The following is a 13,855-nucleotide window of genomic DNA, read 5'->3' on the forward strand; positions in this document are numbered from 1 at the left end:
CTTCTCCTTTGCTTCCGGTTCCTCCGTCTCAATAGGAGCAACAGGTTTTTCCTCTGCAAAAGGATGTTCCTTTGCTTCCTTTTTAAAAGCTACTTTTGGCACTTCTTTCTTTAATTCATGTTTCACTTCCTTTTTAATTGGCACATCGCCAGTTGGAATTTTTATTTTCATTCCTGGCATAATAAGATCAGGATTGCTCAATTGGGAATTCAACTTTTTTAACTCTTGGAAATCGACTCCATATTTTTGAGCAATTTTCCATAGTGTATCGCCTTTTTGAACAATGTGGATTTTCACTGTTTCCCCCTCCTGTGAAAACGTACTGCCTATACAACTTTCGAATCAAAACATTCATAAATCTTCTTCATCACAACTTATGCAAATTTTAGTGGGATTATGATTTAAAAATGAAGGCTAAGAAAAACGATCCTCTTTTTTAAAAGCCAATTGATATCGATATCAGTACACAGCTGCTGATTTATGCTGCAAAAATTACAAAAATAAAAAAACCCGGGGAGGGACCCCAGGCATTCAAATTGTTCTTCGTACTTTTGCTATCCCGCATGCATATGGGCGATTTCAATATTTTTCCTTTTTATGAGCTATGATCCAGCATGCGATTTAATGCAAGAACTGCATACTCTTTAATTGCTTCATCCACAATGATTTGATTAATTATTTTTCCTTTATCGATTGATTCCAGCGCCCAAACTAAGTGGGGCAGATCAATTCGATTCATTGTTAAACACGGACACATATATGGATTTAAAGAAACGATCTCTTTGTCGGGATTATTTTGTATTAACCGATTCACTAGATTCATTTCTGTTCCGATTGCCCACTTGCTTCCTTTCGGGGAGTTTTGAATCGTATCAATAATATATTTCGTGGATCCCGAATAATCGGCCATCTGAACAACCTCAAATGTACATTCAGGATGAACGATAATTTTCATATCGGGATATTTGCTGCGAATATGTTCAATATTTTTTACTGTAAATTTCTCATGCACTGAGCAATGGCCTTTCCATAAGATGATGGCGACATCTTCCCTTGTTCCATCATAATGCAGCTTTTGTTCAATCGGATCCCAGACAGCCATCTTATTAAGGGGAATACCCAGTTTAAAGGCAGTATTTCTCCCTAAGTGCTGATCAGGTAAAAACAAAATTCTCTTTTTTTGCTTCAGCGCCCAAGCCAGCATCGTTTCAGCATTTGAGGAGGTTACCGTTGCTCCGCCATTTTTACCGACAAAAGCTTTAATCTCTGCTGATGAATTGACATATGTTAATGGCAAAATCGTGTCGTCAAAAAGCTCTTGCAGCTTGCTCCAAGCGGCTTCTGTTTGTTTGATATTTGCCATATCCGCCATCGAACAGCCAGCTCTCATATCCGGAAGAATCACCTTTTGATAAGGCGATGTCAGCATGTCTGCTGTTTCTGCCATAAAATGAACACCACAAAAGACAATATATTCGGCATCTTTTGTTTCTTGCGCTATTTGTGCCAGCTTTAACGAATCTCCTGTTACATCTGCAAATTGGATCACTTCGTCTTTTTGATAATGATGACCTGGGATCATCAGTCTTGTTCCGAATTTCTTTTTAATTTCTATCACACGGTTTTCCAATTCTTCCACAGATCGATGTTTATAATCTTCAGGCATCATTTCTGTTTTTGAAGCATCCAACAATTCAAAAAGATTCATAGCTATTCCTCCCCGAAAAAGATAAACTAATGTCTATTGAAGGTGCTGAATGGGTAATAAACCCAAGCGATATAAAATCAACATTTGTATCTTTGTAATCCGCTAAATTTTTTAACGTAATTCCGCCTGAAGCTTCTGTAATAATATCAGGCGGAGTCATATCAACAAATTTTTTCACTTGTTCAGGCGGGCAATTGTCAAACATGATAATATCGGGATGTACTGAAATTGCTTCTTTCAATTGCTCTTCCGTTTCAACCTCCACCTCAATTTTCACCATGTGACCGACCCGATTTCTTACCCTTTCAACTGCTTTTGTAATCGAACCGCAAAAGGCAATATGGTTGTCTTTAATCATCACCCCGTCATATAAACCAAATCTGTGATTATATCCTCCCCCTATGCGGACAGCATACTTTTCAAACATTCTAAGCCCAGGTGTTGTTTTTCTTGTATCACAAATTTTTGTATGCGTTGAATTTAACGTCAGCACCGCTTGTTTTGTCAAAGTTGCGATCCCGCTCATTCGCTGCAGCAGATTTAACACTACGCGCTCTCCTTGTAAGATGGAACGAATAGAACCTTTTATGACGGCAATCTCTTCCCCCGCTGTCAGCTCATGTCCATCTTTTACAAACATGTGAACTTCAAGGTTGGGGTTTAACATCGAAAAAGCGGTTTTCACCACGTTTTCTCCACAAAAAACTCCGCTTTGTTTTGCTTTTATGACGCCCGATCCTCGGTCGTTTTCTGAGAAAATCGCATCGCTGGACAAATCATTGTCTCCTATGTCTTCCATAAAAAATTGCTTCAATGCCTGCTCGAGTTTTATTTGATTCATGTTTCAACCGCCCCTATCCTTTGCTCGTTTGTTTGTACAATTCGTTTTTCCAGCCATTCAGGTTTTTCCCCTGGATAATCGATCCTGAAATGGCCGCCGCGGCTTTCCTTTCGTAAAAGAGCTCCTTTAGCTATTAAATATCCGGCTGTGATCATGTTAATCCGTTCGATTTCTTCAATTGAATAATTTATAGCATTTAATGGAAAATATTTGACATATCGCTTCAGCCATGAAACAGCCCTTACCAGTTCTCCATGCGTCCGTTCGATTCCAACCCATTTTGTCAATATTTTGCGTATTTCTCCTTTTTCTGGAATCTCTGTTTTTTCATATTCGTTCCAATGGAAATCCCCAAAACTCTCCTGTGAAGACAGCCGCTGATCCAGTATAAATTTTGCAATCCTTTTTCCGAATACAAGACCTTCTAAAAGAGAATTTGATGCTAGACGATTTGCCCCGTGGACACCGGTACACGCCAATTCGCCTACAGCATAAAGCCGATCGATATTCGTTCTGCCGACTAAATCGGTTTCAATTCCGCCCATTAAAAAATGCATGCCAGGCACTACAGGAATTTTCTTCTCGCTCAAATTTACCCGATTTTGCCGACACATCTCAGCAATCGTCGGAAAACGTTCGGAAAAAAATTGAATTTCTGAAATATCCAAATACACTTGATGTCCATCCCGATATTTACGATAAATTGCGCGGGCAACAACATCTCGAGGAGCCAAATCACCTAATGGGTGAATTTCGCTCATAAATCTTTGCCCCGTTTCATCGATCAATACAGCTCCTTCACCCCTGACCGCTTCAGAAATCAATCCTCTGCATGTCCCGTTTATATAAAGCATTGTTGGATGAAACTGTGTAAACTCCATATCGATCAGCCTGCATCCAGCCCGAAAAGCAATGGCAAGTCCGTCTCCCGTTGCGTTCGGATGATTGGATGTCCATTCATAAGCTTGACCGCAGCCGCCGGTTGCCAAAATAATATGGGAGGCTGTATAGACATGTATATTTTCATCTGCTGTTTTGGTAATAATGCCAACTGCCCTTCCGTCCTTTACAACGACATCACAAACAAACTGATATTCATTGATTGTTATCCGGTTTGTTATTTTTTTCAAAAAATGCTCTACCATTTTCCTTCCCGTCGCATCTCCTCCTGCATGGAGAATGCGGCGAAAGGAGTGCGCCCCTTCATTTCCTAAATCCACATTTCCTTGCTCGTCCTTGTCAAATGGAAAGCCCTCATCCATAAGGGATGAAATAATTTCCTTTCCTTCTTGTACGAGCAGCTCAACTGCTTCCTTTTTATTGTGGTAGCGCCCAGCATATAATGTATCTTCATAATGAAGGCAGCTATGATCATTTTCATGTATGGCACATGCAATTCCACCTTGAGCTAAATGAGAATTAGAACTAGTTTTCATCGTTTTTGTAATCATTAATATGTTCATTTTTTCACATAATTCGCTTGCAACCGTTAATGCGGCAATACCGCTTCCGACGATGATGACATCATAATGGGTCATCAACAACCCCCCTTATAAATTTACACATGTCTTGACACATATATTTACACAAAAATACAATATTGACAAGAGGAATTTTTCACAAAATTTTTAAGGCTTGAATAGAGAGGGGCGAAAACAATTGATATACTTTGATTTTGCAGCAACGACCCCCATGAGTGAAAAAGCGATTGCTTCATACACCGAAGCGGCAAAATTTGCTTACGGAAACTCAAGCAGTCTGCATGATATCGGCGGCAAAGCGTATGAACTATTGACAGCGTCAAGGAAAGCATTTGCAGCGTTATTAGGAGGAGATCCAAACGGTGTTTATTTTACTAGCGGCGGTTCTGAAGGCAACATACTGGCCATCCAATCATTATTAAATAGCACGCCAAACAAAAAGCATATTATTGCTTCTTCACTTGAACATGCATCCATTGACCATTATTTGTCTTTATTGCGTGCGAAAGGATATGACATTACATTTTTAAAACATGATCAAAATGGAAATATTTTAATGGAGCATCTTGAAGAAGAAATACGTGAAGATACGGCCCTTGTCACCATCCAGCACGGCAATTCCGAAATCGGAACAATTCAAAATATAAAGGAAATTGGCTTGTTTTTAAAAAAGAGGAAAATATACTTTCATACCGATTGTGTGCAAACGTTTGGAAAACTGTTGATTCCCGTCGATGAGATGAATGCTGATGCCTATACATTTTCTTCACATAAAATTTACGGTCCAAAGGGCGTAGGAGCAGTGTATATTCATCCAGCAGCAAGCTGGTCGCCAGTGATTCCCGGAACAACACATGAGGACGGATTTCGTCCAGGCACTGTCAACGTTCCAGGCATTTTTTCCTTTGTCACTGCCGCAAATGAGTTTTATAATCAAAGAGAGAAGCATTTTAACCATTTCATCAAGCTCAAGCAGCATTTGATCAGCCAATTAAAGACACAGCTGCCCACTATAACGATTGTCAATGAAACGAAAAAAGAGGTTCTCCCAAATATTGTTGGTGTTGTCACAAACAGTTTAGAAGGTCAATTTGTAATGCTCGAATTGAACCGAAAAGGATTTGCGGTCTCAACTGGAAGCGCCTGTCAAGCTGGAAATAGTCATCCTTCTAAAACCCTTCTTTCAATCGGCTTTGACAAAGATTCCGCTCATCAATTTATTCGTATTTCCTTTGGAATTACAAATACAATCTCGGAAGTCGATGAGCTTATCAATGCGATTCTATCCATCGTTCGATAAGAGTTTTGAAAGGTTGGTGTTTATGGAAAAAATATTAGGGGACAAGCGGAGGGAAGTGATTCTCGAATGGTTGAAAAATGAAAATCGGCCGATCACGGGCGGGGAATTAGCCTCACGGACGAATGTCAGCCGTCAAGTCATCGTTCAAGATATTTCTCTTTTAAAAGCACTCGGAGAACCGATTTTAGCCACAAGTCAGGGATATATGTATTTAAAAGAAAGAACGAATGAGGCAAAAAAAGCGAAACGTCTTATTGCCTGCAAGCACGCTCCGGAAAAAACAAAGGAGGAATTGAACATTATTGTTGATTACGGAGCGACCGTAAAAGATGTAATCGTTGAACATCCAGTGTACGGGGATTTGACCGCATCGATTATGGTAAGCAATCGAAAAGAAGTAGATGAGTTCATAAAAAAAATCGAAACAACAAACGCCTCTTATTTGTCGGAATTAACGAACGGCATTCATTTGCACACCATTCTTGCCGACAATGAAAAAACTTTAAATGAAGTTTGTGCAGCTCTTGATCAAGCAGGATTTTTAATTCGTGACGATCATTGATTAATCAAGCCAGGCATCCTGCAATGGATGCTCGGCTTTTTTTATAGTTTATAAGCCGGAAAGCTTCCGAGAATCTTGACGCCGCAGCCTAAAGCCTCCAGTTCTTGGATTGCCCCGGGTATTAAAACATCATCCATTTTTGATTCTATATCTATAATAAACAAGTAATCTCCTAATCCCGTTTTCATTGGACGAGATTCAATTTTTGATAAATTCAGTTTTCTCCATGCAAATGCAGACAATACTTGATGCAGGGCGCCTACATGGTCTGTCGGCAACGTTACAACTAATGTCGTCTTTTCACCGACTTTATTATGGTGGTTATTTTCTATTTGAAAATCTTGATCCGGATGTAAAATAACAAATCGTGTATGGTTGTAATCATAATCGTGAATATTATATTTCACAATAGCTAAATCATACTCTTTTGCCGCCAACTCATTGGCAATGACAGCCATATTTTCTTCCGGATGTTGATGGATATATTCTGCAGCGGCTCCTGTCGATGTGGCATATTCGATCGAAACATCCGGCATATGCTCATGTAAAAATTTATGGCATTGTGCAATAGCATGTGAATGAGAAAATACTTTTTCGATTTTTTTCCAATCATCCTTCCTGCAAGGATGAACCATTAAATGCTGCTTGATTGGAACAACAATTTCACCGACAATATGCAGTGTATTTTCATGAATTAAATAATCAATTGTAAGATTGACCGACCCCTCAAGCGCGTTTTCAAGCGGAACAACGGCAATGTTTGTTTCTTGCTTGACGACTGCATCCATGACATGTGGAATCGTTCGGTAAGGGACTAGTTTTACATCGTTTTCAAAAAATTTTGAGACGGCCAAATGAGTAAATGTTGCTTTCGGTCCCAAATAGCTGATTTTCATCTGTATATCTTCCTTCCTAATTCTATGCACCTGAACTTAATAGTTCGACCTTTTCTACAAATTCTAGCTTCCGCAATTTTAATAATAAAACGTTCATATCTTCTTTCATTCCGTTCGTGTTTAATGATAAAGTCACATTGGCTCTTCCTTGAATTGGAATGGTTTGGTGAATTGTCAGCACATTGCAGCCTGCTTCAGCCACAACTTTAAGCAAATGCGACAGCGTTCCGGAACGATCTTCTAAATGGAAAAACAACGTAATGATTTTTTCTTTGACAACAGTATGAAAAGGAAAAACCGCGTCTCTGTATTTATAAAACGCACTTCGGCTCAAGTCAACGAGCTGCACTGCTTCTTGAACGGACGAGACTTTGCCTCGTTCAAGAAGCTTTTTCACTTCGAGCGTTTTTTTCATTGCTTCCGGCAGCACATCTTCCCTTACCAAATAAAAAATTTCGTCTTTCATCTACCGTCTCCTTTCCCACCCATATGCGATGAAGCATGAAGGACACAGATTTTATGTGCAAAATGTTTTATTCAATGAATTCAAATTCAAATTCCAGCAGCCTTACTGTATCCCCATCTTTTGCACCGCGCTCTCTTAATGCGTCGTCTACCCCCATTTTGCGAAGCTGTCTTGCAAAACGGCGAACGGATTCGTCTCTTGAAAAATCGGTCATTTTAAACAGCTTTTCAACCTTTTCACCTGATAAAATAAACGCTCCATCGCTGTCACGGCTGATGGTAAAGCTCGGCTTTTCATCCTTTAATGTATACACGACACGATTCGGAGCAGATGTTTCCGTTTCGTCAAAGTAAAGAGGGAATTCCGGCGTTTTTTCCAATAAATCGGCAATAGCAAATAACAGCTCGCGAATTCCTTGGCGTGTAACGGCTGATATTGGAAAAATGCTGACATTTTTGTCTTGCAGCTTTCTTTTAAATTGTGAAAGATTTTCAGCAGCATTTGGCATATCCATTTTGTTGGCGACAACAATTTGCGGCCGCTCCGTCAGCCTTAAATTATATTGTTTTAATTCTTCATTGATCGTCAGGTAATCCTCATACGGATCACGGCCTTCCATTGCGGACATATCAATGACATGAACGATGACTCTTGTTCTTTCAATATGACGCAAAAATTGATGTCCAAGACCTACTCCTTGATGAGCGCCTTCAATAAGACCCGGTAAATCTGCCATCACAAAACTGCGTCCGTCTTCGGTCTCAACAACACCTAAATTCGGCACTATCGTTGTAAAATGGTAGGCAGCGATTTTTGGTTTAGCACTTGATACAACTGATAAAAGAGTGGACTTTCCAACGCTCGGAAATCCGACAAGCCCGACATCAGCCAAAAGCTTTAATTCCAATGTTACATATCGTTCTTCGCCCGGCTCTCCTTTTTCGCATATTTCGGGCGCCGGATTCGTTGGCGAGGCAAATCGGGTGTTTCCTCTGCCGCCCCGTCCTCCTTTGGCAATCACGCTTCTTTGCCCGTGCTCGGTTAAATCTGCGATCACTTCTTTTGTATCATCATCTATTACAACAGTACCGGGAGGAACTTTCACAACAAGGGGGTCGGCATTTTTCCCGTGCTGATTTTTTGACATCCCGTTTTCGCCTTTTGGAGCTTTAAAATGTTTTTTATAGCGAAAATCCATTAACGTCCGGAGACCTTCATCCACTTCAAAAATCACATCTCCGCCCTTTCCGCCGTCACCCCCTGCAGGGCCTCCTTTCGGAACATATTTTTCACGGCGGAAAGCAACCATGCCGTTCCCGCCATCTCCGCCCTTCACATATACCTTCACTTGATCGACAAACATTGAGCTTCAGCCTCCTTTCATTGTTTCATCACGACTTACTGACCATCAATGTAAATTCATATGTATCAAAATGTATTTGTTGAATGGTGATTGCATCTGATTGGTACTGCTCTAAAAATGTTAAAAGAGTCTTATCATCCGTTAGTATACCATTAAAATCATAAAAGAACCGGACATTGTTTTCTGTTTTAAAGAGTTCTAATGTAATGGTTATATGATTTTCTTGTTTTTTATCAATATTTTGATTAAGGATTTGAAAAAGATCTGTTGTAAAATGGAACATTTCCTCATCTAGACCAGAACAATCCATCGCTTCCCCTAGCACTTCATAATCCAAAATGAGAAGGTGTCCTTTCCAGTTATATGTTAAAAGCAGCTCTGCAAAACTGGGCATGTTTAAATTGCAAAGTTTTGATTCTTGCTTTGCTTCCACGACAATTTCATCAATAAATTCCTTCACCCGATCGTATTTTTTTAATGATAAATGGCCTTTAATTAATTGCAATTTATTCATCCAATCATGTCTGGAGTGGCTTAATGCGTCAACAATACTCCATCTCTCTCTTTGATCAGCCATGGTTCCACTCCCATCAAGCTATCTTTTTAAACATGTACAAAAATTATATCAACTTTCCATTAAAAAAACACCGAAAAAGAAAACTCTAACCAAAAAGGCTAGAGTTTTTCAAGTGTTTGCTTATGCTTCTTTTGCTATCGGATACACGCTGACTTTTTTCTTGTCGCGTCCATATCGTTCAAAACGGACGATGCCGTCTACTTTCGCATAAAGCGTATCATCCCCGCCGCGGCCAACATTCAAACCAGGATAAACTTTTGTACCTCTTTGACGATAAAGAATGGAGCCGCCTGTAACAAATTGGCCGTCCGCACGTTTTGCACCTAATCGTTTTGCGATGGAATCACGTCCGTTTTTCGTGGACCCAACTCCTTTTTTCGATGCGAAAAATTGAAGATCCAATTTTAGCATGAGTGCCACCTCCTAATCTTTTTTTGTAACGATTCGAATAAACTTTCCATACCCTCGCTCGATCGTTTGTAATGAAACAAGCATTCCTTCAAGCAATAATTGGATTTTTTCAAATGAATCCGTGTCAACTTGATCAGGAACCTGTACGTGCAAAAATCCGCCTTCTTCCGATTGTTCAACATTCATATCGACATTGGCTAAAGCTTTGATCGCATTTACTGCTCCAAAAGAAACAGCTGAAGCGCCTGCACATACGATGTCCTTCCCGTGCTCTGCGAAGTCCGCATGCCCTTTCATTGTAAACGACCGGATGAATCCTTCTTTCGAACGATGGATGGTCACATGTATCATATGAAACAGCCTTTATTATGCATTAATTTTTTCAATGACAACTTTTGTGTACGGTTGGCGATGACCTTGTTTTCTACGGTAATTTTTTTTCGGTTTATATTTAAAAACGATAATTTTCTTACCTCGGCCATGCTTTTCAACTTTTGCCGTAACCGTAGCTCCTTCTACCAGCGGGTTACCTACCTTTACGTTGTCTCCTCCAACGAAAAGCACCTTGTCAAAAGTAACTGTTTCACCTTCTTGAGCGTCTAATTTTTCCACATAAATGGCTTGACCCTCTTCAACTTTCACTTGTTTCCCGCCAGTTTCAATGATTGCGTACATATTCTGCACCTCCTATTTAACTAAGACTCGCCAGATTAGGGTGTCGGATAACCGAGCTTCTAACCCAAACTGAGCGGTTGTAGCACGGGTGCTACAAAAAACAATAACAAATTGATCTTAACAAAATATGAATGTATATGTCAATACATTTTGGAGATCCGTAAAGCCACTTCCTCTTCTGTTCCCCATTGGCGAATTTCGAATCCTTTTACATGATCGGAAGGACTGAAGAAAATCTTCATGCCTATTAGTTCTTCAAGCTTTTTTAAATGTTTCTCATATTCACATGTAAAAAAATCGCAAACTTCTGGGGCCGCTTCTACAAGGACGGCTTCGTCATCTGATCCAGCATGTTCAAGAAGGGTTCTTTCAAGTTCAAAAGCAATGCTTTCAACCGTCCTTTTTCTTCCTGTTCCACCACATGCTGGACATGGTTCGAGCAAAAGCTCGGAAAGAGATTTTCGAGTTTTTTTCCTTGTTAATTGCAATATATTTAATTCGGTAAACCCGATGACTTTTGTGAAAATGCGGTCCTTTTCCAATTCTTTTTGAAACAATCTCAAAATCCGGCTTCGATCTTCCTTCTCCATATCAATAAAATCGATCAAAATGATTCCGCTCAAATTTCTTAATCTTAACTGCCGGGCAATTTCTTTTGCCGCCTCCTCATTGGTTTTTAAAACCGTATCTCGGTACGTATTTTTCCCCGAAAATTTCCCTGTATTAACATCAATGACAATCATTGCTTCCGTTTCTTCAATTACGATAAACGCGCCGTTTTTTAGCCAAACAATTTTTTTCAGCGCCTTTTCGATTTCATGTTCGATTGCATAATAAGAAAAAATATTTTCGTTTTCGGAATAAAAATCAATGGAAAATGGGAACAAATCTCCGTAATTTTTTTTCAATTCTTTTACAGTGCTTATGTCATCAATGACAATTTCATCCAATACATGCGGTGAAATTTCAGCGATAATTTGCTCTACAAAACTTTCTGAACCGAATAATAAGCTCGGCACTTTTTTGCTTTTCAGCTGTTGTTCAAAACTGCTCAGCATGTCATCGAACCATTTTTTTATTGTTTGGTCATCCGCTCTTTCAGCAGCAGTTCGGAAAACGATGCCCCCTTTGTTTGAGCATAACGTTTCCCCGAGAAGCTGCAATCTTTTTCTTTCTTCCTGGGAAATAATTTTTTTGGAAATTGCTACCGAGCGGCCAAAGGGCTGATATACAAAAAAAGGGGATCGCAATTCAATATTCATTGTGACTTTAGGGCCTTTAAATTCTCCTGATTCTTTTACAACTTGAACGATTACCTCTTCACCTTGAGAAATAAAATGTCGGACATTTTTATTTTTTAATGCCTCATTCGTTCGGGACGTCTCAAAATATGACATAATGTCATTCCGGTGAAGATAGCCGTTTCTTCCCTGACCTAAATCAACAAAAACAGCCTCCATACCAGGAAGGACTTTTGTTACTTTTCCTTTATAAATGTTGCCGACAATCGTGTTTTTTTCTTTTATCCATACTTCCGCCAGTCGTCCGTTTTCCAACAATGCAATGCGTTCATCATCCGTTTTTTTATTTATAATTAATTGCCGCAACCCAACAACCTCTTTTCATGTATTGTTTCCTATTTCAATATCATGTTTTCCTGCAGGCGTCAATAAACGTACTGTAAATCGCCCATTTTTCTGTCCGTCTTTTTTTCCGAAAAAAAACTGTGCAGCAGCTCATTTTCATCAAGCTGAAAAAGTTTTTTTCCATCGTCCTCCACAATAATAGGGTGCTTGCAACCCCGCTGAAATTTCAGCAGCACGTGGTAAATCAAATCATCGCGATCAACAATGATCGGCTTTAACACTGTAAACGCTTGATGATTTCCATAATACCTTTCCATCAAGAAGCGAATATATACAAATTGTCTTTGTTTATATTCCGTATAAATGGAGTGGACGATAAAGGCTGCGATAATCCACCCGCTTAAAAGAGTAGGGTTAAAAAAAAGCAAAAAAAGGAACAAACATGAAAAAACAACTGCAGATATGCGAAGCATTTCCTTATGAGCAACTGAAAAAGGTTTTTGTTTGCTCAGCAAAATAAAAAGAAGCTTTCCTCCATCAAGGGGCCAAATGGGAACAAGATTAAAAAGGAAAATAGACATATTAAAAAAAATAAACATTTCATATGTAGAGTCGTTTATGAAATTCACTTCCCAAAAAATCCATGCAGCTATTTGCATCCATAAATGCTGAATCGGTCCAGATATAACAACAAACAGATCTTCTTTCAAGGGACGATTTCCATGCTCCTCCATTTCCACTGCACCGCCAAAAGGAAGAAGCTGAATGGACTTGATCCTCCATGAAAAAAAACTGGCGCAAACAGCATGCCCCATTTCATGAATAAAAACTATTGAGAAAAGGATGCAAAGAGCTTTAAATTGCGCTGTCATTGCTCCGATTGCAATCAACACCCAAAAGATAGGATGAATATGTATTTTCGACAATAAGGAAAAATATTTATTCAAATGAGATCACCTGACTCGGGTCAATAAATGTGTCGCCCTTTTTTATGGCAAAATAGTAAGTTCCGTGCTGGTTTTGGCTTTGCTTTACTTTGCCTACAGGTTTTCCCGTTTCGACAAAGTCATACAGCGCTACATTTAGCTCTTCCAGGTTCCCATACCAGGTTTCTATTCCATCAGCATGTTGAATCACCACAGTCAGACCAGTATCCTCCTTCTTTCCAGCTTCAATAACAATTCCTTCATTCATGGCCTCTACCGTTTTATTATTTGTTTCGATCATCACGCCTTGCCCTGTATCTTTAAAGCTCTGAAGCACCTTTCCTGATGCCGGAACCGCATATTGACTTTCTTTAGATCCACTTTCCTCTTTCGATTGTTTTTTCAAAAACGCTAATGGATTCCCAAATTGCTCTTCGTACCATTTGGAAACATATGCAAAGTTAAACTCCTTTTCCATCACATGGCTGACGAAATCTCTAGCTTTCAGAAATTCTGCCCGGTCATTTTTAAAAATAATACCGATCATCAGGACGATGCAGGCAGAGATTAGCAATTTTGTTATAAAAACGTCCGAACGAAACAATGGATGAAAATTTTTACTTCCTTCTGCCTCTACATAAAACGGGGAGTCCGCGTCAACTTGCACGTTTTCTTGTGTGATTTGATTGATAAATGGAACAGATGTATCATCACTGCTGCTTGAACTGCTCGAAAGCATGCTGTTCATTCTTTTTCGTTTACGCTTTGCTATTCGTTTTTTTATTTCTTTTGCTCGACGATTCATCATCCATCATCCTTTTGCAATTTTGTACAAGTTTATGCCCTGTCCTTACCGTTTATGACAATAAAGCCATTTTGCATTTCTTAAAGCGATATCTAGGCAAATGTTTATCTTTGACCTTGATAAAGAACTTTTACCTACAAGCCAAAATTCTCCTAGTAAGCAGGTTCTTCACTCTTTTCTGATTCAAAGGAATACTGGATGAAGCAAAATAAAATATGGCGCTATCCACTGAAAAGCAAAATTTTGAAATCAAAAAGA

The 13,855-nt window shown here is 39.3% G+C and carries 15 protein-coding genes, 1 pseudogene and 1 other annotated feature; of the genes and pseudogenes, 2 read left to right on the forward strand and 14 right to left on the reverse strand.

Annotated features, from left to right (window positions below; genetic code table 11):
* Positions 1 to 149 precede the first annotated feature (149 nt).
* From safA to nadB, 4 genes and pseudogenes are all read right to left on the reverse strand, one after another.
* Positions 150 to 297, reverse strand: a pseudogene (gene safA / locus NSQ71_RS18570) (SafA/ExsA family spore coat assembly protein); the annotation flags it as partial.
* Between the two features lie 298 nt (positions 298 to 595).
* Positions 596 to 1,708: a quinolinate synthase NadA gene (nadA, locus tag NSQ71_RS13030; RefSeq protein ID WP_327847806.1), complete on the reverse strand. Its 1,113-nt coding sequence runs from the start codon at positions 1,706 to 1,708 to the stop codon at positions 596 to 598.
* On the reverse strand, positions 1,695 to 2,549 hold the full coding sequence (gene nadC / locus NSQ71_RS13035) for a carboxylating nicotinate-nucleotide diphosphorylase (protein ID WP_340734018.1): 855 nt from the start codon (positions 2,547 to 2,549) through the stop codon (positions 1,695 to 1,697). Before nadC ends, nadA begins: the two co-directional genes overlap by 14 nt.
* Complete coding sequence (nadB, locus tag NSQ71_RS13040; protein WP_340734019.1) at positions 2,546 to 4,087, reverse strand: L-aspartate oxidase; 1,542 nt, start codon at positions 4,085 to 4,087, stop codon at positions 2,546 to 2,548. Before nadB ends, nadC begins: the two co-directional genes overlap by 4 nt.
* A 154-nt stretch (positions 4,088 to 4,241) precedes the next feature.
* On the opposite strand from nadB, the gene NSQ71_RS13045 reads away from it, so the two are divergent.
* Both NSQ71_RS13045 and NSQ71_RS13050 read left to right on the forward strand, forming a co-directional pair.
* Positions 4,242 to 5,330, forward strand: coding sequence for an IscS subfamily cysteine desulfurase (locus tag NSQ71_RS13045; protein WP_063388165.1), 1,089 nt, complete (start codon positions 4,242 to 4,244; stop codon positions 5,328 to 5,330).
* Positions 5,331 to 5,352: 22 nt separating this feature from the next.
* On the forward strand, positions 5,353 to 5,892 hold the full coding sequence (locus tag NSQ71_RS13050; RefSeq protein ID WP_063387960.1) for a transcription repressor NadR: 540 nt from the start codon (positions 5,353 to 5,355) through the stop codon (positions 5,890 to 5,892).
* Positions 5,893 to 5,933: 41 nt separating this feature from the next.
* Here the strand turns inward: NSQ71_RS13050 and pheA are convergent, their stop codons facing one another.
* The 10 genes from pheA to NSQ71_RS13100 form a co-directional block, all read right to left on the reverse strand.
* Positions 5,934 to 6,788, reverse strand: coding sequence for a prephenate dehydratase (gene pheA / locus NSQ71_RS13055; protein WP_063387959.1), 855 nt, complete (start codon positions 6,786 to 6,788; stop codon positions 5,934 to 5,936).
* 22 nt (positions 6,789 to 6,810) lie between these two features.
* A complete protein-coding gene (locus NSQ71_RS13060) occupies positions 6,811 to 7,254 on the reverse strand; it encodes an ACT domain-containing protein (protein WP_063387958.1) in 444 nt (147 codons plus the stop codon).
* 67 nt (positions 7,255 to 7,321) lie between these two features.
* The gene (gene obgE / locus NSQ71_RS13065; protein WP_327856489.1) at positions 7,322 to 8,617 is read right to left on the reverse strand and encodes a GTPase ObgE; all 1,296 of its coding nucleotides are present in this window, start codon (positions 8,615 to 8,617) and stop codon (positions 7,322 to 7,324) included.
* A 28-nt stretch (positions 8,618 to 8,645) separates the two neighbouring features.
* Positions 8,646 to 9,194, reverse strand: a complete 549-nt coding sequence (locus NSQ71_RS13070; RefSeq protein ID WP_340734020.1) for a Spo0B C-terminal domain-containing protein — start codon at positions 9,192 to 9,194, stop codon at positions 8,646 to 8,648.
* A 120-nt stretch (positions 9,195 to 9,314) separates the two neighbouring features.
* Positions 9,315 to 9,605, reverse strand: a complete 291-nt coding sequence (gene rpmA, locus NSQ71_RS13075) for a 50S ribosomal protein L27 (protein WP_063387955.1) — start codon at positions 9,603 to 9,605, stop codon at positions 9,315 to 9,317.
* Between the two features lie 12 nt (positions 9,606 to 9,617).
* Positions 9,618 to 9,956 (reverse strand): ribosomal-processing cysteine protease Prp, encoded by a 339-nt coding sequence (locus tag NSQ71_RS13080; RefSeq protein WP_063387954.1) that lies wholly within the window; start codon positions 9,954 to 9,956, stop codon positions 9,618 to 9,620.
* A 15-nt stretch (positions 9,957 to 9,971) separates the two neighbouring features.
* Positions 9,972 to 10,280, reverse strand: a complete 309-nt coding sequence (gene rplU / locus NSQ71_RS13085) for a 50S ribosomal protein L21 (RefSeq protein WP_063387953.1) — start codon at positions 10,278 to 10,280, stop codon at positions 9,972 to 9,974.
* 13 nt (positions 10,281 to 10,293) lie between these two features.
* Positions 10,294 to 10,369: a sequence feature (ribosomal protein L21 leader region), on the reverse strand.
* A 51-nt stretch (positions 10,370 to 10,420) separates the two neighbouring features.
* Positions 10,421 to 11,887, reverse strand: coding sequence for an Rne/Rng family ribonuclease (locus NSQ71_RS13090; protein ID WP_340734021.1), 1,467 nt, complete (start codon positions 11,885 to 11,887; stop codon positions 10,421 to 10,423).
* 59 nt (positions 11,888 to 11,946) lie between these two features.
* Positions 11,947 to 12,813 carry a M50 family metallopeptidase gene (locus tag NSQ71_RS13095; protein ID WP_340734022.1) on the reverse strand — a complete coding sequence of 289 codons (867 nt, stop codon included), beginning with the start codon at positions 12,811 to 12,813 and terminating at the stop codon, positions 11,947 to 11,949.
* Entirely contained in the window at positions 12,806 to 13,600 is a 795-nt protein-coding gene (locus NSQ71_RS13100) for a M23 family metallopeptidase (RefSeq protein ID WP_327873565.1), read from the reverse strand. The genes NSQ71_RS13095 and NSQ71_RS13100 overlap by 8 nt, the downstream gene beginning before the upstream one ends.
* Positions 13,601 to 13,855 lie beyond the last annotated feature (255 nt).

This window comes from Aeribacillus sp. FSL M8-0235, assembly GCF_038000355.1.
GTDB classification, from domain to species: domain Bacteria; phylum Bacillota; class Bacilli; order Bacillales; family Aeribacillaceae; genus Aeribacillus; species Aeribacillus composti.